17 protein-coding genes are annotated in these 20,068 nt (G+C 43.9%); 10 read left to right on the forward strand and 7 right to left on the reverse strand.

Annotated features, from left to right (window positions below):
* Positions 1 to 3: 3 nt before the first annotated feature.
* Positions 4 to 1,140 (forward strand): DUF4340 domain-containing protein, encoded by a 1,137-nt coding sequence (locus tag OMP94_RS09885; protein ID WP_266278128.1) that lies wholly within the window; start codon positions 4 to 6, stop codon positions 1,138 to 1,140.
* A gap of 27 nt (positions 1,141 to 1,167) precedes the next feature.
* Here the strand turns inward: OMP94_RS09885 and OMP94_RS09890 are convergent, their stop codons facing one another.
* Positions 1,168 to 2,094, reverse strand: a complete 927-nt coding sequence (locus tag OMP94_RS09890; protein WP_266278129.1) for a chemotaxis protein CheV — start codon at positions 2,092 to 2,094, stop codon at positions 1,168 to 1,170.
* A 130-nt stretch (positions 2,095 to 2,224) separates the two neighbouring features.
* Here OMP94_RS09890 and flgA point away from each other — a divergent pair, with 130 nt between their 5' ends.
* From flgA to OMP94_RS09905, 3 genes are all read left to right on the forward strand, one after another.
* Complete coding sequence (gene flgA, locus OMP94_RS09895) at positions 2,225 to 2,932, forward strand: flagellar basal body P-ring formation chaperone FlgA (RefSeq protein ID WP_266278130.1); 708 nt, start codon at positions 2,225 to 2,227, stop codon at positions 2,930 to 2,932.
* 66 nt (positions 2,933 to 2,998) lie between these two features.
* Positions 2,999 to 3,313: a flagellar biosynthesis anti-sigma factor FlgM gene (gene flgM / locus OMP94_RS09900; protein ID WP_266278131.1), complete on the forward strand. Its 315-nt coding sequence runs from the start codon at positions 2,999 to 3,001 to the stop codon at positions 3,311 to 3,313.
* A gap of 13 nt (positions 3,314 to 3,326) precedes the next feature.
* Positions 3,327 to 3,815 (forward strand): flagella synthesis protein FlgN, encoded by a 489-nt coding sequence (locus OMP94_RS09905; RefSeq protein WP_266278132.1) that lies wholly within the window; start codon positions 3,327 to 3,329, stop codon positions 3,813 to 3,815.
* Position 3,816: 1 nt separating this feature from the next.
* On the opposite strand, the gene hemH is transcribed toward OMP94_RS09905, so the two are convergent.
* Positions 3,817 to 4,827 (reverse strand): ferrochelatase, encoded by a 1,011-nt coding sequence (gene hemH, locus OMP94_RS09910; RefSeq protein ID WP_266278133.1) that lies wholly within the window; start codon positions 4,825 to 4,827, stop codon positions 3,817 to 3,819.
* Positions 4,828 to 4,836: 9 nt separating this feature from the next.
* The gene (locus OMP94_RS09915; RefSeq protein ID WP_266278134.1) at positions 4,837 to 5,736 is read right to left on the reverse strand and encodes a TIGR01777 family oxidoreductase; all 900 of its coding nucleotides are present in this window, start codon (positions 5,734 to 5,736) and stop codon (positions 4,837 to 4,839) included.
* A 392-nt stretch (positions 5,737 to 6,128) separates the two neighbouring features.
* Between OMP94_RS09915 and OMP94_RS09920 the strand changes: the two genes are divergently transcribed.
* The 3 genes from OMP94_RS09920 (at position 6,129) to OMP94_RS09930 (ending at position 10,603) form a co-directional block, all read left to right on the forward strand.
* Positions 6,129 to 8,540 carry a putative bifunctional diguanylate cyclase/phosphodiesterase gene (locus OMP94_RS09920; protein ID WP_266278135.1) on the forward strand — a complete coding sequence of 804 codons (2,412 nt, stop codon included), beginning with the start codon at positions 6,129 to 6,131 and terminating at the stop codon, positions 8,538 to 8,540.
* A 21-nt stretch (positions 8,541 to 8,561) separates the two neighbouring features.
* Complete coding sequence (locus OMP94_RS09925) at positions 8,562 to 9,542, forward strand: histone deacetylase (RefSeq protein WP_266278136.1); 981 nt, start codon at positions 8,562 to 8,564, stop codon at positions 9,540 to 9,542.
* A gap of 176 nt (positions 9,543 to 9,718) precedes the next feature.
* On the forward strand, positions 9,719 to 10,603 hold the full coding sequence (locus tag OMP94_RS09930; protein WP_266278137.1) for a crotonase/enoyl-CoA hydratase family protein: 885 nt from the start codon (positions 9,719 to 9,721) through the stop codon (positions 10,601 to 10,603).
* On the opposite strand, the gene OMP94_RS09935 is transcribed toward OMP94_RS09930, so the two are convergent.
* Positions 10,587 to 13,139, reverse strand: coding sequence for an ATP-binding protein (locus OMP94_RS09935; protein WP_266278138.1), 2,553 nt, complete (start codon positions 13,137 to 13,139; stop codon positions 10,587 to 10,589). The genes OMP94_RS09930 and OMP94_RS09935 overlap by 17 nt on opposite strands.
* 8 nt (positions 13,140 to 13,147) lie before the next feature.
* Positions 13,148 to 14,260: an HD domain-containing phosphohydrolase gene (locus tag OMP94_RS09940; RefSeq protein WP_266278139.1), complete on the reverse strand. Its 1,113-nt coding sequence runs from the start codon at positions 14,258 to 14,260 to the stop codon at positions 13,148 to 13,150.
* Between the two features lie 244 nt (positions 14,261 to 14,504).
* On the opposite strand from OMP94_RS09940, the gene OMP94_RS09945 reads away from it, so the two are divergent.
* The 3 genes from OMP94_RS09945 (at position 14,505) to OMP94_RS09955 (ending at position 17,651) form a co-directional block, all read left to right on the forward strand.
* Entirely contained in the window at positions 14,505 to 14,813 is a 309-nt protein-coding gene (locus tag OMP94_RS09945) for a DUF485 domain-containing protein (RefSeq protein WP_266278140.1), read from the forward strand.
* Positions 14,810 to 16,465, forward strand: coding sequence for a cation acetate symporter (locus OMP94_RS09950; protein ID WP_266278141.1), 1,656 nt, complete (start codon positions 14,810 to 14,812; stop codon positions 16,463 to 16,465). Before OMP94_RS09945 ends, OMP94_RS09950 begins: the two co-directional genes overlap by 4 nt.
* Positions 16,466 to 16,781: 316 nt before the next feature.
* Complete coding sequence (locus tag OMP94_RS09955) at positions 16,782 to 17,651, forward strand: MOSC domain-containing protein (RefSeq protein ID WP_266278142.1); 870 nt, start codon at positions 16,782 to 16,784, stop codon at positions 17,649 to 17,651.
* Positions 17,652 to 17,735: 84 nt separating this feature from the next.
* Here OMP94_RS09955 and OMP94_RS09960 read toward each other — a convergent pair whose 3' ends face one another.
* Complete coding sequence (locus OMP94_RS09960) at positions 17,736 to 19,637, reverse strand: autotransporter domain-containing protein (RefSeq protein WP_266278143.1); 1,902 nt, start codon at positions 19,635 to 19,637, stop codon at positions 17,736 to 17,738.
* Between the two features lie 171 nt (positions 19,638 to 19,808).
* A partial coding sequence (locus OMP94_RS09965; protein WP_266278144.1) for a hypothetical protein occupies positions 19,809 to 20,068 on the reverse strand: 260 nt, incomplete at its 5' end.

Below are 20,068 nucleotides of genomic sequence, written 5' to 3' on the forward strand. Positions count from 1 at the left end.
CCGATGCTAAAAAAATTAAACAGTCTGACCATTCTTGCCATCCTGACAGGCGTCATGGTGCTTTTGATGCTAATCACGATTTATCAGAGTACTGATGATACCGATGATTTTGCTTTGTTATATCCCGACCTATTCGAACAGCTTGCTGATGTCGATAAGCTGACTTTTGAAGGTCGTGAAGGCAAATTTACGCTGCTTCGTGACGGTGATGAAGATTGGGTCGTTAAAGAGTACTACAACTATCCAGCCGACTTTGACCTTGTTAAACGTATGCTGATTGATATTGCTGATGCCAAGATCCTCGAAGATAAAACCGATGATCCTGAAGAGCATTATATCCTAGGTGTCGATACCAATGAATTGGGTAGCAGTGATGCTTTAGAAATCAAAATGTACAACGGTGATGATGAAATTGCCGGTGTGGTTTTGGGTAATACTCGTGATGTCACTGTTCAAACCGGGCCTCGCCAAACTTATGTTCGTCGTTCTGGTGAGCAAGAATCTTGGTTGGCCGAGGGGTATCTGCAAATTAGTCCAGTTATGTTGAACTGGATTAATGGTCAGATCGTTGATATTGCCCGTGAACGTATTGCCCAAGTTGATATTACGCAGCCAAACGGTGAGTCAGTCACACTGATTAATCTGGGACAGAAAGATAAGTTTGGTACACCTGAAGACCTTGATAAAACTATCTTCAAATACGAACAATTAGGCTATGACATTGCCGGCTCATTGTTCCAGCTTCGTCTTGAAGATGTCACACCGATTGCTGAGTTTGATCGTGGTGAGGCTGATGTCGTGACTGCAGAGTTTTTGACTTACGATGGTTTAAAGATCACCACTAAAACATCTTTCATTGATGGTTTTTACTACACCACACTGAATGCATCATTTGATGCAGCGGCAACGCAAAATGTGCCTGCAAGCATCGCAGAGTTGGATGTATTGAAAGATCGCCAAGCAGTTGAGCAAGAAATTGCAGAGCTTAACGAGCGATTTGCAGATTGGGCATATCGTGTTGGTGGTTTTGTGGGTACCAACCTAATGCGTGCGCGAGCAGATGTTGTTACTGAGCGTGAGCGTCAAATCCCAATGCCAATGATGCCTGGCGGTGGTCAAGGGCCGCTAATGCCACAATAAATAGAAAGGCGCCGAAAGGCGCCTTTTTTATTTCACATCCAGCATTTCCTGCACGGTGACGGCTAAATCATCTGGCGCAAACTTGGCGATAAATTTATCTGCGCCCACCTTCTCAACTAATGCGTTATTAAATGTGCCACTCATCGAGGTGTGTAATAAGATTTTGACACCGGCTAATGCTGGGGTTTGTCGAATAGATGTGGTGAGTGTGTAACCATCCATTTCTGGCATTTCGATATCTGAAATAAGCAAGTCGATATGTTGGGTGACCTCAATGCCTTGAGATACCCAGCTTTTGAGCAAATCGAGCGCTTCACGACCATTATTGACTATCGTGCAATCGACACCAATTTGGTTAAGAGTTCGCTTAATTTGGTTTCGCGCCACACTAGAGTCATCAGCAACCAAGACATGTAATTTTTGGCTGGCATTACGACGACTAAACTCTGCCACGATATCTTCAGACACGGTGTCATCCATGCCCAGCACTTCGACCATGACTTTTTCAACATCAATGATTTGTATTAGCTCATCATCAATTTTCGTCACTGCCGTCATGTAGTGGTTACTGCCGGTTGCTGTTGGTGGGGGTAAGATATCGGTCCAACTTACATTCACAATACGATCAACCTGACTAACTAAAAAACCCTGAATAGTACGGTTGTATTCAGTGATGATGACAAAGCTTTGTGTTAAATCTTGGATAGGGCGTCTGCCAATACCTTGGGCTAAATCAAAGATACTGACCGTTTGGCCACGAATTTTGGCAATACCTTTAACGACAGAATTATTATTAGGCAGTTGAGTGAGGTTAGGGCAAGAAATAGCTTCTCTAACTTTAAAGACATTAATCCCATAACGTTGACGACCACCTAAACTAAATAGCAGTAACTCAAGTCGGTTTTGTCCCGCTAAACGGGTACGCTGATTTACGCCATCAATCAAACTTGCCATGGATATTCCTCACACTTTTATCGTTTATCGACGGCTAACTAGTTTTCTATAGCAAAAAATCTGGGTATGACTTTTGCAGGCCGTTTAGTAGTTTAGGTTGCAACGGTGAATTACCGTGGGATCATGTCATATGTCACGTCAAATATTAACTTTTATACTGTCATTCAGTGCCATATTTTTGACATTGCCTGCTCAGGCAACGTCATTACATGCACTGCATGAGGTGGAACATGCGGCTTATATGTACGCGCTCAGTGAAGCCCAGGCACGTTTTATTAACCCACAAGTAAGCATCAATTCGCTCGATAACCGTTTGCGGTTACAAAGCTGTCAGGTGCCATTAGAGACGTTTTCAAATACAGAGCAAATTCGTGCCGGTCAATTAACCATTGGTGTGAAGTGTCATGCTCCGGTGAGTTGGACAGTGTATGTTTCAGCGCAAGTACAGGTGATGCAGGATATTTTGGTCACAAAACGTGCTTTATCTGCTGATCACATCTTATCTGCCGCAGATGTGGAGTTGGCACCTCGAGACATTATTGGTTTACGCAAAGGTTATTTGACCGATTCAGGCGCAGTGATTGGCCAGCAATTAAAATCGCCGATGCCGATGGGCGGTATCTTGCAAGCGAATCAATTTAAAGAACAAACCCTTGTGCATCGTGGTGAGCTGATTACCCTTGTTGCCGCAGTAGGTAATATGGAAGTCAGAGTCCGGGGTGAAGCACTTTCTAATGCCAGCTTGGGGCAACGGGTCAAAGTGAAAAATAGTAACTCTGAAAGAATTGTTGAGGGTGTCGTTGATGCAGCAGGGATTGTGCGCATCGAAACAATGTAAGTAAAAAAGTATTTAAGTTTATTAAGTCATTGCCGATAATATAAATAAGCTTAACTGGAGACAGAAATGTCAGACATTAATAACATCAAACCAAATTCGCCGGGCGGTATTAGTCATCCGCGCAGCAATGCCGTTGATGATAAATCAAGCACAGGAAAAACCAGTGCTAGCACTAGCAGTAATGCCGCGCCATCCTCAGACACTTTTAGCCTGACTGATGATGCCAACCAACTGCAAGCATTACAGCAAGTGATTTCAGCTATGCCTGAAGTCGATCAGCAACGCATTGCCGAATTGCGACAAGCAATTGAAAACGGTGACTACGAAGTCGATTCACAAAAACTGGCACGAAATATGATTGATTTTGAGGGTCAATTTTAACTAGGACATTGCCATGTCTATGACCCTGCCACAACAATTGTACTCAACCTTAATGGGAGAGCTGCAATTAGCCCAACAATTGGGCGTTATTCTCGATACTGAACGAAAAGCCTTAACCCAAGCCGATGGCGAAGCATTAGATAAATGCGTCAGAGCTAAACAACCGCTAATTAAGCAGCTTGAGCAGTTGGGCCGTCAAAGAGACTTAATTTTGAAAACTGCCGGTTTTCCAACAGGAAAACAGGGGATGGAGGCATTTATTGCCAATCAGCCCGATGCTGAGGCTGCCGCTATCAACAAAATATTGGGGCAGTTAAAAGTTCAGGCAACACAATGTCGTGACAACAATCAAATCAATGGCGGTATTGTGAACGTGAACCGTCAATATTTGCAGCGTGCATTAAGCATTATGCGTGGTCGTGACCCAGAGTTAAGTGCTTATGGACCAGGTGGTGAATACACCAGTGCCGTGGTCCGCCAGCCATTAATTGGTCGTGTGTAACTTACTTAACTGACCAATCAGCCAATACATCTACCCATGCGGGGTGATCGTTTAAACATGGAATGAGTGTCAAAGACTCGCCGCCAGCAGCAATGAACACTTCTTCCCCTCGCATGGCAATTTCTTCCAGCGTTTCTAAGCAGTCAGTCACGAATGCTGGACACACCACCATCACCTTTTTGACGCCTTTTTGGGCTAACGAAACCAATACATCTTCGGTATTGGGGCCAAGCCATATTTGTCTTCCTAAGCGAGACTGAAACGCCACCGAATATTTGTCTTCAGTCAGACCTAATTTTTCCGTTAATGCTTTGGTGGTCATCATGACTTGATGACGATAGCAAGTCGCGTGAGCCTCATGAGGCTGTTGGCAACAATTGGCTTGTTTTAGACAGTGTTGGCCCGATGGGTCACGCTTAGTGATATGTGACTCAGGCAAGCCATGGTAACTAAAAACCAAATGGTCAAAACCGCCATCTAGATGCGGCAAAGATTGCTGGTATAAGGCATCTATATACTGCGGATCTTGATAAAAAGGCGGCAAGACGTTGAGTTTGAAAGACAGTTTGTGCTTGTTGATAACACGTTCTGCTTCGACGATTGACGTTGTCACAGTACTGTCAGCGAAATGTGGATACATTGGCATGTACAGTACTTCATCAATGCTTGGATCTGTCGCGATCTTTAACAATGCTGACTCAATGCTAGGATTGCCATAACGCATCGCTAAATAGACGGGTAAATCAATTTTGGCTTGCAGTGCTTTTTGTAATTTTTCTGACAAGACAATTAACGGCGAACCTTCTGGCAACCAAACGCTGCGATACGCCTCAGCAGAGTCTTTTGGCCGTTTGGGTAACACAAACAGACTGACAATCATTCGGCGTAATAACCAAGGGAGTTGGATCACATAACGATCCATCAGGAACTGGTTGAGATAACGTCTTACAGCTGGTGTGTCAGGTTGATCTGGTGAGCCAAGGTTGGCTAATAAAACGGCACGTTTAGTCATAGTTCTCTTTTACGCTAATACATCTTTGAGTGCAGCACGAAGCTCAGTATATTCAAATCGAAACCCGGCGGCATGGACTTTTTCCGGAATAGCTTGCTGTCCACCGAGAAGTAAGTCAGCCATTTCGCCCAAAACAGCGCGTAAAAATACCGAAGGGACTCTGAAAACTGCAGGGCGTTTCAGTTCACTGGCGAGCGAATGAGTAAACTCACTATTAGTAACAGGTTTTGGTGCTGTACCGTTATAAACACCATGCGCCTCTTTGTTATCAGCCAAAAACAAAAATAAATCTCGAATATCGTTGATATGCACCCACGGCATATATTGCCGTCCGTCAGCAATAGGTCCGCCCAATCCCATTTTAAACGGAAGTAATAACTTACTTAAAAAACCGCCTTGCTTAGCTAGAACAAGTCCGGTCCTGACGATAGCGACACGAATTCCTAGCGTTTTAGCTTTTAATGCCGCTTGTTCCCAGTCTTCACACAAACGGTGTGCAAAGTCGTCTTTGAAGTTGCTTCGCTCAGTAAGTCTTTCTGATTGCTGATCGCCATACCAACCAACGGCTGATCCTGAAATAAGTGCTTGTGGCAGATTGGTGCGTTGACCTAACCATGAAACGAGTTGTTTTGTTAGCGCCACACGGCTGTTATGTAAGATGGTTTTACGTTTTGCTGTCCATCTTCTATCGGCAATCGGTGCGCCTGCCAGGTTAATAACAATATCAATGGTTTGGTCATTTGGAATGTCGTGTAATTGTTCGACGGCAACAACTTTGTCTTTGAATAAACGACTTGCCTTGAGGTTATCTCGGGTGAGAACAATCACGTCATGTCCACGGTCTACAAGTTTGTGACAGATTGATTGACCAATCAGACCGGTACCACCCGTAAGTAAATACGTTGCCATAGTGCATCCTTGAAAATGCTTTTTTGGGGTATGGTGACAGACCGTAGTAAAGATTATGTGAAGTCCAGTCTCTGCTTGTTTTGGCGACCCTTTGACGGTTCAGCAGCGGAGATATAACCAAAAACAAGTTAACTTTATACTGATTTATAAAAAATGCGGGCTAATTCACTGAAAGTATAAGTATTTTCATAAATCATATGCGAACTTAATAGTTAGACTATAAAAACTGGTGACTATTAAAATAATTTTACTCACGAAGTGAGTAATAACTTTCGCAGATTTTCTTTTGTTCTCGTAGGTTTTATTAGACTGAAACGCCTCAGCATAAGCTTATCGGGGCCTAGGGTGTTTCCATAACCTTTAGAGTCACTGCTGTCGATCAAAACTACTTGATGGAACGAAATGTTATGGAAGATGCCGCCATTATTCGGCAACAAGTAAAATTGCTTTACCAGCACGCACTGTATTCCAACAGTGCAATCATTTTGGTTGCAATTTTGATGTTTTGGCTTTTTTCAGGCCATGAATACGGTGCTTTAATCAAAGTCTGGTCAGTGACAATCTTCACTTTTGCTGCAGCTAGGATTGGCTTGTGGTACGGATTTACCAACAGAAAACCAGAGCATCAGCAAACCAAGAAATGGCTAACAAGATACATGTGGCTCACGTTTGTAGTGGGGCTGACTTGGGGCTCTGCCAGTATTTTTTATTTCCTAATAAACGATACGCAAATTAACACGCTATTTTTTGTTTTGGTTTGTGGTGTTATCACGGCTGGGGTGCCGGTGTTATCTGCTTGGTTTCCAGCGTATATGTTTTATACGACGCCGCAAATCACCATGCTGACAGGTGTAACGCTATTTGAGGCGTATCAAACACCAAGCTCTCAAGCACTTTCGTTATATCTTCTGGTTGCTTTGTGGTTTTACTACTTGATGATGACCTCTATGGCCAGACGTAGTAACCGTAATATTGTTGATGGCTTGAAGTTGCAGCAAAAAAATCAGGCTTTATTAGATGACTTGAACTGGGAAGTCGCCCAACGCGAGAGTTTGGTTGAGGCGCGAACGACCGAATTACTGGTAGCAAACGAACAATTAACTGAAAATCGTGCCCACCTTTTAAAACTCTCCAGTGCGGTTGAAGCGAGTCCTAATGGCATCATCATCACTGACCGTGAAGGGCTTATTGAGTACGTCAATCCCAGATCTGAGCAAATCAGTGGTTACACATTAAGAGAATGTGTTGGTCAAACACCAAGGTTATTTAAAACAGCCTTTACGACCAAAGGTGCCTGTAAATTGATGTGGAATACCATTAATGAAGGTAAGGAATGGATCGGCGAGTTTGAAAATAAACGCAAAAATGGTGAAGTGTATTGGGCTCGGGTTTACGTCGCACCAATTAAAAACCAGCAGCAGGACATTACGCATTTTGTTGCTATTCAAGAAGATGTTACTGAGGCAAGGACGCTTGCTTCTGAGCTTAATCATCGTGCCACTCATGATGATTTAACCGGACTTATTAATCGTAGCGAGTTTGACCGACGACTCAATGACTTAGTTTTAGATACTCAGCTTCGTGATGATCAACATGTATTGTGCTTTTTGGATTTAGATCAGTTTAAGGTCATTAACGATACCTGTGGTCATATCGCTGGTGATGAACTACTTAAACAACTTGGTAGACACTTAGACAAATTGATTCGTAAGCACGATACGCTTGCGCGATTGGGGGGCGATGAGTTTGCTATTTTAATGGAGCATTGTGATGCCCATCAGGCTCAACGGGTGGCAGATGAAATTCGTAAAGCAGTTGAGTCATTTCAGTTTATTTGGGAATCTCAGGTTTTCACTATTGCAGTTAGTATTGGTATGTCTCGTATTGAACAGCAGACTATCAATGCGACAGAGGTGCTAAAACAAGCCGACTCAGCTTGTTTCGCGGCCAAGCAATCAGGCGGTAATTGTGTTTATCTTTATCAAGATAATGATGCTCAATTGGTCAAACAGGCTGGTGAGTTTCGTTGGGTTAATGAAATCAAAGAAGCGCTTAACCAGTCTCGTTTAGTGCTGTTTACACAACCCATCATGCACATTCGTGATGATCGACGTCATCAATATGAAGTCTTGGTGCGATTAAAAACAGAAGAGGGTAAGTTAATTGCGCCCGGTGCTTTTTTACCCACGGCAGAGCGTTATCACCTATCAGATCGCATTGACCGCTGGGTCATTGATAACGTCGTAAGTTGGCTTAATCAACATCATCATCAGCTAAATCATATCGAGCACTTGGCTATTAATTTATCTGGTGCATCGCTTGGTAATCGCTATTTGTTAGAACACATTATTAATCTGCTGCGTGAAGCAGAATTTTCAGCAAAGTTAATCAGTTTCGAAATTACCGAAACGGCTGCCATCGCGAACTTACGTGAAGCAAGACACTTTATTAAATGTCTATCAGAGCTGGGCTGTAAATTTGCACTCGATGATTTTGGAAGTGGTTTATCGTCGTTTGGTTACTTAAAAAATCTACCGGTTAACGCCATTAAAATTGATGGGATGTTTGTTCGCGATATTCTGGATGATCCTTTTGATGCCGAAATGGTCAAAGCAATTAACGATATCGGCCATGTGATGCATTTGGAAACCATCGCCGAGTTTGTCGAAAATGTCGATATTCTGAACAAATTGAAAGAAATTGGTGTCGATTATGTTCAGGGCTATTACTTAGGTAAACCGCAGCCAATTGATGAGATGTTGGCGCAGAGTACAACCAAGCTATGGCAACATAACAGGCATTAACAGGACTGGTTGGCAACGCAGATGCAAAGACGAAATTTTCTGCAATTAAGTGCATTAACGCTGCTTCCGTTACCCCTCATAGCCCAACAATCTGTTCCTAAATTAACGGGGTTAGTTATTGATCACCGTTTTTCTGATCATCAGATAGCCCCAAGTCATCCCGAGTCTCCTGCACGTTATCAAGCTGTGGTTAAAGCGATTGCTGAGGTAGCGTTTACTGAACGACTCCTCAAACTAACGCCAGAAGCCGCCGATGAAAAGTGGCTGAAAACCATTCATTCACCAGAACATATCGCGTCAATAAAACGTCACTCACCCATCGCTTATGAAACTTCACGTTTAGCCACAGGTGGTGCTTTAGCCTGTGTTGATGCCGTCATGACAGGGCAAGTCAGAAATGCCTTTTGTGCTTCAAGACCGCCGGGACATCATGCAACCAATACCGGTCGGGAAGAGGGCTTTTGTTATTTCAATCATGTGGCGATAGCTGCACGATATGCGCAGCAACAATATGGGCTAAAAAAAATTCTCATCGTAGATTGGGACTTCCATCATGGTAACGGCACCGAGTGGGCATTTTATGAAGATCCTAGTGTGTTGTTTTTCTCGACCCATGATATGACCGCTTACCCCGGTACTGGGCTGCCAGAGCGAACAGGTGCCGACGAAGGTAAGGGATTTAATATCAATGTTCACTTGCCGTGTGGCAGTGGTGATAAGGCAGTTTACGCAGCATTTGAAGATAAATTAGCGCCTGCTGTAGCAGACTTTCAGCCCGAACTCATTATTGTGTCTGCGGGATTTGATAGCCGAATTGATGATGTACTTGGCTGCCATCAAATCAGTGATGACGGATTTCAGTCACTTACTCATTTTGTGATGCAACTTGCTGATAAATATTGTAATAGTAAGTTGGTTTCAGTAATGGAAGGCGGCTATCAGATCACTGGACTTCAAAGCGCTGTTAGTGCGCATTTGCATGCACTGACAACGTCTATCTAATTGATATTAAATAAGATATTAAACAACTCTCTGCTAGAAAAAAGTCATCTCAAAAAATGCTCTCAGCCTATGATTTTAATTTAGGCACAGTTCATGCTTTTACATAAATGCAAATCATGCCGGCCGCAAGTTGCGTGGCTAATTAACTGGAAACATGGCTTATCAAGGAGATGACAATGAATGCGGTGGCCAAGTTAAATGCTGTAAAAGACGTTTTTAAGGGCGAGCAATTCAGTCAGCTGAGTAGTTTTTATGAAGAGGCCCATCGTATAGGTTGGTTCTTTATGGGGTCTGAACCAAGACCTTGTTTTACCCATACACTCTTAGATGATTTGGCCAATTATGTTTCGATGGTCAAACGTGAAATGCGTGAAACAAACCAAGAAAAATATGACTTTCTGGTTTTTGCCTCAGGCATTAAAGGGGTGTTTAATCTCGGTGGCGATTTAGATTTATTCTCTCGACTGATTAAAGAAAGAGATCGTGCCGCGTTGCTCGACTATGCCATTAAAGGTATCGATTTGGTTTACACCAATATCAAACATTTTGACTCCGACTTAATCACCATTTCTTTAATTCAAGGTGATGCTTTGGGTGGTGGTTTAGAGGCGGCATTGTCTGGCAATGTGATTATTGCTGAGCGTGGCGTTAAGTTAGGTTGTCCAGAAGCGTTGTTTAACCTTTTCCCAGGAATGGGCGCCTACTCAATTTTGTCGAGAAAACTCGGTAAAGCGCAGGCTGAAAAAATCATCATGTCAGGTGATTTATTCACAGCCGAAGAGTTTTACGAAATGGGCGCTGTCGATATTTTGGTCGAACCAGGCCAAGGTGAAGCAGCAGTCTACGACTTTATTAAGTCAGTAAAACGTTCGCCAAATAGCTACCGGGCGATGCAAAAGGTTAAAGACGTTTGCAATAACCTTGAGTATCAAGAGCTGTTGGATATCGGCGAAATCTGGGCCGATGCTGCTTTAGAGTTAACCGAAAAAGATCTGCGTTTGATGCACCGTTTAGTAAAACGTCAAACGGTGAATGCGAATGCCCTTACCGCTGCCGGTTAAGACTTTTCGCATACTTTTTAGCAAAGCTATCTAAAGCACTGACGGTTTCATCAAAGTATTGATGAAGCTGACTGCTATATTGCTGTAAAGCCGAGTGATTCAGGTCGCTCGGCTTTATTTGTTCTATTTCTCGGCACAGCTCTGATAAAGGTGTTGCGCCCATTTCTGAAGCTGAACCTTTCAACGCATGTAAACTCTCGCGCAGTGCCATATAGTCATCATCGTTGGCAGCGGTTTTGATAAGTTCAAGATGTTTTTGACCATCTTTCTCAAAGCCATTAATTAATGACTTAATGAAGTCACTGCCATCACCCAGTTGTGATAATGATTCGATAACCTGCGTATCAAACCACGACGATTTTTCAGTGATAGTGGCTTCAACTGGCTGTGTTTTGACTGGCTCTTGAGGTACTGTTTTGGCAAGTTTTGCCATGGCTTCAAGCAAAGCTCTTGAGTTGATAGGTTTGGTCAGAAAAACATCTGCACCCGCTTCAACACTACGTTTTTGTGCCTCTGGTGTGGCATCAGCAGTCAACATGATGACTGGTAAATGGTTTCGGGTATCTAAATACCGCATGGTACGAACCACTTCGGTACCCGAATAATCCGGCATATTCATATCGACAATCAGCATATCTAAATCATCAATGCTGTCCGTCAAAATATCCAAGGCTTGCTCGCCGGTATCAGCCACAAATGTTTGATGGCCGGCATGTTCGAGGATCCCGGTTAAAATTTGCTGGTTAACTTTATTATCTTCAGCAATCAATACGCGTAATGGTCGAGCATAAGATTGCTCTGCGTAGTATTGAGCCAGCGTGATGACTTTTTCATCCTGAACATGGTGGCTCGTTTGTGCAGCATGAATCGCATTAAACAGCGCAGATTTCGCCTTAATATCATGGACGATGCAAACATAATGCTCACGTAAAGTCGGCGCCTGACGGCTATAATCATCTGGGTTTATTAAGATTAAAGACAGTTGGGCTAAGGCTGGTTCAGCATGGATCATGTTGGCAAACTGTTGTGGTGTGATGTCTTGCATACACTGCTGGTCAACCAACAAAGTGTCATAGGCTGAGTCTGTTTCACCAAGACGCATCAACTCGGCAAAAGCCTTAGCGGTGGTTTCAACATGTTGGTATTGCATTTGCCACCCGGCCAGCGTTGGCGCGAGTTGTTCTTGAATAGCTGCACTGCTAAGAATAAGCATAGGTGTATTTGCCAATTTTGTATCGTCCATTACCAATGGTTTTAAGGGTAATTCAAACCAAAACGTCGTGCCTTGACCGGCTTCACTTTCTAAGCCAATTTGGCCTCCCATCAACTCCACCAACTCTTTGGCGATGGTGGTGCCAAGTCCTGTTCCACCAACACTACGTTTTCCGGCACTGGCGATTTGCGTGAAATCATTAAATACCGTGTGTTGCTGTTCTTTTGGGATGCCAATACCGGTATCAATAACTTCAAACCGAATATTCAATGCGCTATCAAATTGGTTATCGGCAGGCAGCACCAGAAGCTTAACGTTTCCAGTATCAGTAAATTTAATGGCATTACTGATGAGATTAGTCAGCACTTGGCGTAAATGCTGGGGGTCACCGTGTAGGTTGTAATTAATTGACGGATCAATATGACAAGTCACGCGCAGGCCTTTGGTTTCGCCCATCGGTTTTTGCATCGCCATAATGCTATGAACTAAGAGATATAAATCAAATTGTTCATCCTTAATCAGTACTTTACCGGCTTCAATTTTGGCGATATCCAAAACGTTTTCGATTAACCCCAGCAATGAATGTGCTGAGGTACGCATGATATTTACGAAGTCGAGTTGTCTATGATCAAGCTTGGTTTCACTGAGTAAATCTGCCGCGCCAATCACCCCGTTTAATGGCGTACGTAACTCATGTGACATATTAGCTAGAAAGCGGCTTTTGGCTTCATTAGCTTGTTTTGCCGCGGTAATCGCCGCATGTAATTTGGTGATCAAAAAGCCCGAATATAATGGGATCAAAGCCAACAGAAACAACAGGCTCAGACCAAACGGTTTGTGATGTGGATGTTGCCAGTAAGGGCCAAAACTAATCGCTAAAATAAAGCCGACCGTGGCGATGATAAATGCCGCATAAAGATAAAAGACCCCGTAGCGGAAACCATTCCCCAATATGACCCATAAGTAGAAAACGAATAAAAAGACACTTTTGTCAGCGGCCATATACATGACCAATGACAAAGAGCCCATGTCTGCCACCATGCCCAGTATCCGACGGATAGGTGAAGGACGAGGCTTAATTAATAAGGCAGTGGCAATCAATAAGGCACTTGAAACATAAGCAATGCCGACCAGGCTTGGCATCGTGAAAATGTGCTGTGCAAAGGTGAGATCAGATTGCCAAGGAAAACAGAAGTAAATCATCATCGCGAAGCTGATGGGCACGCGAATTTTTATAGCCTGCTCTGGCTCGGTATCACTGGCTTTTGCCATCCTTGCTTGAATCCACCCCAGCAAGGTTTGCGATTGTTCAGTCTTCGCCATTCTTTTCCTTAATCATCGGCATAGTCAGCTTGGATAGCACGGATCGCATCATAACGATCAAAAAATGCCTGTACACATCTTGGATCTAACTGTGTTCCAGCTTGAGACTGAATATAACTGGTCGCTTCTTCTTCAGTCCAAGCTCGTTTATATGGGCGCTCTGAGACCAAGGCATCATAAATATCAGCAACCGATACCAGACGGGCAATAAGCGGAATTTCTTCGCCTTGTAAGCCATTGGGATAACCCTTGCCATCAAAGCGTTCATGATGGTGAAGCGCGATGATGGCGCCAATCTGCATATATTTAGACTGGCTATCTGAGAGAATCTCATGGCCAATCAAGGTATGGGTTTTCATGATTTCCCATTCATGCGGATTCAGTCGTGCAGGCTTGAGCAAAATACCGTCTGGGATACCGATCTTGCCGATATCATGCATTGGTGCAGCATATTCCAAATCTTCACATTCTTGTTCGCTAAATTCGCCCAACGCTTCAGCAATTTGTCTTGAATACTTTGCCATGCGAATAACATGATTACCCGTACCTTCATCACGATATTCACCGGCTTTTGCCAGACGAATAATGGTTTCTTTTTCGCGTTGGACAATTTGTTCTGTTGCCAGCTCAACTTGACGCTCAAGCCAGTTTGCACGGTCTTCGATGATTAAATGCTGCTCATGCATTTGCAGCAGGTTTCGACAACTGGTTCGGCATTCGATTTGATCGATAGGGCGCATCAAAAAGGCAGTCGCACCACTTTCCAATGCTTCATAACGCACCGCTTTTTCACTGACCACAGTGATCATGACAATCGGGACATTTTGACAATGTGGTTTTTGACGAACCAGTTTAATGAACTCGATGCCATTAATTTCTGGCATTCGATAGTCCGTCACTATTAAGTCGGCATCGTGGAGATCGAGCCATTCAAGCGCCGTGGTCGGATTACTCATGGCAATAACGTGAATGTTATCGCCAATTTGCTGGATGACTTTTTCTAGGATTGTTCGCCCGGTGGATTGGTCGTCAATAATCAAAACTTGTTTGGCTTTTTTAAGAATACTCAGCTTTCGAGCCATCTCATAAGGGGCCAGTACATTACTATTTTGCTCGGTCATCTTGGCAGATGTCCTCATTCTCTATGACTGTTTTCCGGTCGCCTCCTGCTACAAGCAAAACAGACAAAATCGGGCGTGATTCCTTAATTCCAAATTTTTAAGGCGATTTCATCATAAACATTTTTTGGTGTAATGTGAATTGGTTCACACTTCTTTATGTAAATAGCCGCAAAGCCAGTAAATTGGTAGCTGCTATACTCAAGCCAATTATAAAAAGATATCGCAAATCTCAGGGAGTCGCCAGATGAGTGCTGAGCGTTATGAACAAGTAAAACAAGACCCACGCTTTGCCGTGTTAATCCAAACTAGGGCACGTTGGGCATGGGGATTATCAGCAGTCATTTTGTTAATGTATTTTGCCTTTATTCTCGTCATCGCTTTTGCTCCTAATTTATTGGCGACAACGATTGCCAGCGGAAGTGTGATAACCATTGGTATCCCAATTGGTGTAGCGATTATCGTCTTAGCTTTTGTCTTAACTGGTGTGTATGTCCATAAAGCCAATACCGACTTTGATAAGTTAAACAAACAGATCAAGGACGGTCTGCAATGAAAAATATTTTCTTGTTTTTGATGTTCATGGCGGCAACTTCGGTCACGAATGCCGCTGATGTGATTACCGGTTCCGCAGCCGACGCGAGCTTAAATACTTCGGCTGTGGTGATGTTCTTATTATTTGTGGCAGCTACACTTGGCGTTACTTATTGGGCATCAAAACGAACCCGTTCAACGTCTGACTACTATGCTGCAGGCGGTGGTATTACGGGTTTTCAAAATGGTTTGGCGATCGCTGGTGACTATATGTCGGCGGCGTCATTTTTAGGGATTTCGGGGCTGGTGTTTATGTCAGGCTATGACGGCCTGATTTACTCCATAGGCTTTTTGATCGGCTGGCCGTTAATTCTGTTTTTGATAGCAGAAAGATTAAGAAACTTGGGCCGATATACCTTTGCCGATGTCGCCTCATATCGCCTTGGGCAACTGCCTATTCGCACCTTATCAGCATTTGGCTCATTGGCTGTTGTGGCGTTATATCTGATTGCCCAAATGGTCGGCGCCGGTAAGTTAATCCAGATTTTGTTTGGTTTGCCTTATGAACTCGCCGTGATTTTGGTGGGTGTCTTGATGGTGCTCTATGTGACTTTTGGTGGCATGTTAGCGACGACATGGGTGCAGATCATTAAGGCGGTGTTATTGCTGTCAGGTGCGACATTTGTTGCCTTTATGGTGCTGAAAAATGTTGGCTTTGATTTAAACGCCTTATTTACTCAGGCCATTGCGGTACATCCAAAAGGCAGCGAAATCATGTCTCCCGGCGGATTAGTGTCAGATCCGATTTCGGCAATTTCATTGGGTATTGCACTGATCTTTGGTACGGCAGGTTTACCGCATATTTTGATGCGGTTTTTCACCGTCGCTGATGCCAAACAAGCACGTCGGAGTGTATTTTTTGCCACCGGTTTTATCGGCTATTTTTATATTCTGACCTTTATTATTGGATTCGGTGCCATTGTTTTACTGACAACCAATCCCGCCTTTTTAGATGAAAATGGCTTGCTACTTGGTGGTAATAATATGGCTGCGGTGCATTTATCGGCGGCGGTAGGTGGCGACTTATTTTTAGGCTTTATCTCAGCGGTAGCATTTGCCACGATTTTGGCGGTTGTTGCCGGCTTAACTTTGGCGGGTGCTTCGGCAATTTCTCATGATCTTTATGCCAGCGTGATTAAAAAAGGTGAGGTGAGTGAATCAACCGAGATGCGGGTGTCTCGTATCGCAACCGTGACCTTAGGTGTCGTTGCCATTTTGTTAGGTATTTTGTTTGAGAAACAAAATATTGCCTTCATGGTTGGCTTAGCGTTTGCCATTGCAGCGAGTGCCAATTTCCCGATTTTGTTGCTCTCAATGTACTGGAAAAACTTAACTACCCGTGGTGCTTTTATTGGTGGTTTTGCAGGGTTGTTAACGGCAGTGGTGCTGGTGATTTTAGGGCCAATTGTCTGGGTAGATATCTTTGGTTTTGCTGAAGCCATTTTCCCTTACAAATATCCTGCACTGTTTTCTGTGACGGTCGCATTTTTGCTGATTTGGTGGTTTTCTATCACTGATAAAAGCCCACAAGCTACTGAAGCACGTAGCTTATTTGAGCATCAATATATTCGTTCTCAAACAGGTATAGGTGCACATGGTGCAAGTAAGCATTGAGAAACAAAAAAGGTCGAGATCAGACAACTTTATTTTTAAATTGTGATTGATATCCCAATTTTGCCTAAACAATCATTGTTGTTTCGTAAAAAAAGGCCGATATATAAATTGAAGTTGTTGCTTCTTAAGTTTCTCTCTTTTTTCAGTCAGGTTTATACCTGACTGTTTTTTTTATAAAACAATCAATTAATTAGTTTGATGAATCCCAAAAAAGCCCCTTAATTGGGGCTTTTTTTATCACTACGTAAAACTACGAATTTAGCTTTTTGAAAAATTCGCTAAAGTGATAATCACGGTAAAGAAATGTGGTTAATTCATGATCAAAGTCGGCCAAATTCAATCGCTGTGGCGCTACCCGGTAAAAGGGATGTCCGGTGAGTCGCTGAGCGCATGTCATATTGATGAAAATGGCATTGAAGGCGATCGTCTTTGGTGTGTCCGTGACGTGATGCGCCAGGAGATCCAGAGCTGTAAGTTTCGTCCTGCATTATTAAGTTGTATTGCTCAATTTCGGCAGGCTGCCGATGCCAGCGTGCATTCCCCCGTGGACATTCTATTTCCTGATGGAACACGACTAGGCAGTGATGATCCAAACATTAATACGCAAATCTCAGATTTGCTGGGTCATGATTCGACTATTGAACCGCAGCGTTCTATCAAAGAGCTGGATTTTTATCGTCGGCATAAAAAAGACGATCACACTTGGTTGACCGAACTCAAAGCAACCTTTGAGCGCGAGGCTGGCGAAGCATTACCTGACTTAGATAATTTGCCTCAGTCAGCACAAGAGTTTGTGTCGTTACCGGGCACCTTCTTTTTAGTTAGTCCACTGCATTTGGTAACGACCGCAACATTGGCACAATTAAAATCTGACTACGATGATGGCGATTGGGAAGTCTCAAGGTTTAGACCAAATCTGGTCATCGAAACGCTACCCGAACTCACCGGTTTAGTAGAGCAAGACTGGGTGGGTAAACGGCTGGTTATCGGCAACACCCGAATTGATTGTAACGGCACCACACCGCGTTGCGGCGCCGTTGCTAAATCCCAGCAAGGGATGAAACAAGATAATCAAATTTTACGCACCATCGTGCAAAAAGCCGATCAAAACCTCGGGATCTATGGCGAAACCCTCACAGCAGGGGATATACAGGTCGGCGATGAGGTCTATTTAGTCGATGCCTAAGTTTTAAAAGAGTAAGTTGTCGTGTGAATAAAAAGCCCCAATGAAGGGGCTTTTTATTGTCTACGACTTTAGGCTGAGGTTGACCTAAAACGCATACTGCAAAGTGAGACTGCCTGCCGCATAATCTTCATCACTATTGCCGCCGAACTCAACATCGGCGATAAGTGTGAAGTTATTGTCATTCATCACCCGTAAAGCAGCGCCAGCAAAGCCGCCAGTGACAGACTCATCACCAGCATTAGCAAATCGGAACTGACTGCCTGCAATACCGACTTTGGTATCGTCATCATTGGTATGACGAGAATTGACCCCGGCACGAACCTCAAACTCACTGTTATCAGATAACTGATATGCCGCAGCTAATTGAGCGCGAGCCGTTAAGGCTTGTAGCTTACGGTCATCGACAGACAAATTGGCATTGGTGGTGCCTTTCTCGGTATAGCTATCTAACCAAGCGATACTGTAATTGACACTGACAGAGGGACGAAACTCAAGACGGTCAGCGATATCAAACGCAGAGCCAATCGAAATTCCCGGACTGATAAACCAACTACTAAAATCAGCCGAAGCGGTTTCAAAGCCATTGAGGTTATCAACCACTAAACGGTCATTATCATTATCGCCATAACCTGCGAGTAATGAACCTGTGATATTTAAACCATAAGCCTTACGGTTGGCATAAGCACCGACATAATAGTTATCTGACTCGGTTTCAAATGAAGCGAGTTCAGACTCCGTTTTGCCGCGAACCAGACCACCGAGCACACCGACTCTGTGACCTGAGATATCCCACTCATAGCCAACGTTAATCCCGGCATGGTCATAGCCATAAGCCATAGCACTGCCTGTGGCATCTCTATCCATGGTGCCACCAAAGACCTGAGACCAGGCAACAGGGCGTTGCTCTTCAAAGTACATGCCGTCTGAGAGTTCAAGAGACGCTAACTGGACTGGCTTTAACGGTGCTGCATGACTCATACGTTGATTAATCACACCGTGAATAGACGAGGTCATCCCTGACAAAGCCACACTGCGAGCTGAATCGGCAGTGGCATCCAAAGTGTTTACGCTATTACCACTGACTAGGCCTACACCAAACAGGTTGATGTTTTCTGTGTTTTCAAATGTCATCGACTTTGAAATACCGCCATTGCTATAGACATTAGCAGTGTCATTATCACCTGCACCGCCTAAATCAATGCGGCCGACAATTTGTGACCCGGGGAGTAGATTGAGGGTGATGTCATTGGAGTCGCCCAGAATAGCATAGGAATCGACGCCTGTTGCTGACACAAGGCCACTGTTGTTGATGGTAGTGTCATTGCCATATGCCCAAATAGCGTGTGCCCGATTGCCTGAAGTTGTTATCTCACCAGTATTATTAATGATGGTATTTCTGCTTGTTGAATAAATGCCGAACGCTTGTCCTCCACTGGTGGATATGCTGCCAGCGTTGTTGAGGTTGTCATTAAGGTGTGCTGAATAAATGCCGTATGCATGCTCGCCACTCGTCGTGATGCTGCCGCTATTGCTGATGTGAGCATCATTGGTTGTTGACGCAATGCCGTGTCCATAACGACCCCTAGTGGATATGCTGCCGGCGTTGTTGATGGTGGCATTACTGCCTCGTGAAAAAATGCCGACTCCTTGATAACCACTGGTAGTGATACTGCCATTGTTATCGATAGTGTGATTGTAACCTTGTGAGAAAATGCCTTCTGCAGTATCACCACTGGTGATGATACTGCCATTGTTTTCGATAATGACATTAACCGCAATTGTAGGTGTAGAAATAGCGGATATGTCCGAAGTGATCAATTCGCCACCTGTTTCAATAGTGCCGGTTTCATTGCTGTTGAGGGTTTGGACGCTCGTAACTGTCTCACCATCTTCAATTGTGAAACTGGCTGCAAAGCTTGTGGATGATAAGGCCAATAAGATAGCAACTGAGAGTGGGCGTAAAGCCTGTGATGAACGGGCAGGCATGGTGGTCAAAATCCTTATGAGAACACAGTATTGATAGATGGCAATGGATGTTACAAAGTTAAGCTGTGGGCTGATATTCACTGATCAGTGACTAGACATTTCTGAAAAAAATCAGAAAGCCCCATGGTATGGGGCTTTAGGTGTATTTTTTAACGACAATGTTTTTTGAAATTAAAACGCATACTGCAAAGTGAGGCTGCCGGCGGCGTAATCTTCATCACTATTGCCGCCGAACTCGACATCGGCGATAAGTGTGAAGTTATTGTCATTCATCACCCGTAAAGCAGCGCCAGCAAAGCCGCCTGTGACAGACTCATCACCAGCATTAGCAAATCGGAACTGACTGCCTGCAATACCGACTTTGGTATCGTCATCATTGGTATGACGAGAATTGACCCCGGCACGAACCTCAAACTCACTGTTATCAGATA

Origin of the sequence: Methylophaga sp. OBS3, assembly GCF_026319325.1 — a bacterium.
In the GTDB taxonomy this organism is placed as follows: Bacteria; Pseudomonadota; Gammaproteobacteria; order Nitrosococcales; family Methylophagaceae; genus Methylophaga.

Excerpts from the sequence above, each read along its gene's own strand:
- OMP94_RS09935 (WP_266278138.1), bottom strand. The coding sequence starts at position 13,139 with ATGGCGAAGACTGAACAATCGCAAACCTTGCTGGGGTGGATTCAAGCA.
- OMP94_RS09890 (WP_266278129.1), bottom strand. The coding sequence starts at position 2,094 with ATGGCAAGTTTGATTGATGGCGTAAATCAGCGTACCCGTTTAGCGGGA.
- OMP94_RS09930 (WP_266278137.1), top strand. The coding sequence starts at position 9,719 with ATGAATGCGGTGGCCAAGTTAAATGCTGTAAAAGACGTTTTTAAGGGC.
- flgA (WP_266278130.1), top strand. The coding sequence starts at position 2,225 with ATGTCACGTCAAATATTAACTTTTATACTGTCATTCAGTGCCATATTT.
- OMP94_RS09940 (WP_266278139.1), bottom strand. The coding sequence starts at position 14,260 with ATGACCGAGCAAAATAGTAATGTACTGGCCCCTTATGAGATGGCTCGA.
- OMP94_RS09925 (WP_266278136.1), top strand. The coding sequence starts at position 8,562 with ATGCAAAGACGAAATTTTCTGCAATTAAGTGCATTAACGCTGCTTCCG.
- OMP94_RS09885 (WP_266278128.1), top strand. The coding sequence starts at position 4 with ATGCTAAAAAAATTAAACAGTCTGACCATTCTTGCCATCCTGACAGGC.
- flgM (WP_266278131.1), top strand. The coding sequence starts at position 2,999 with ATGTCAGACATTAATAACATCAAACCAAATTCGCCGGGCGGTATTAGT.
- OMP94_RS09950 (WP_266278141.1), top strand. The coding sequence starts at position 14,810 with ATGAAAAATATTTTCTTGTTTTTGATGTTCATGGCGGCAACTTCGGTC.
- OMP94_RS09945 (WP_266278140.1), top strand. The coding sequence starts at position 14,505 with ATGAGTGCTGAGCGTTATGAACAAGTAAAACAAGACCCACGCTTTGCC.
- OMP94_RS09905 (WP_266278132.1), top strand. The coding sequence starts at position 3,327 with ATGTCTATGACCCTGCCACAACAATTGTACTCAACCTTAATGGGAGAG.
- OMP94_RS09960 (WP_266278143.1), bottom strand. The coding sequence starts at position 19,637 with ATGCCTGCCCGTTCATCACAGGCTTTACGCCCACTCTCAGTTGCTATC.
- OMP94_RS09955 (WP_266278142.1), top strand. The coding sequence starts at position 16,782 with ATGATCAAAGTCGGCCAAATTCAATCGCTGTGGCGCTACCCGGTAAAA.
- OMP94_RS09915 (WP_266278134.1), bottom strand. The coding sequence starts at position 5,736 with ATGGCAACGTATTTACTTACGGGTGGTACCGGTCTGATTGGTCAATCA.
- hemH (WP_266278133.1), bottom strand. The coding sequence starts at position 4,827 with ATGACTAAACGTGCCGTTTTATTAGCCAACCTTGGCTCACCAGATCAA.
- OMP94_RS09920 (WP_266278135.1), top strand. The coding sequence starts at position 6,129 with ATGGAACGAAATGTTATGGAAGATGCCGCCATTATTCGGCAACAAGTA.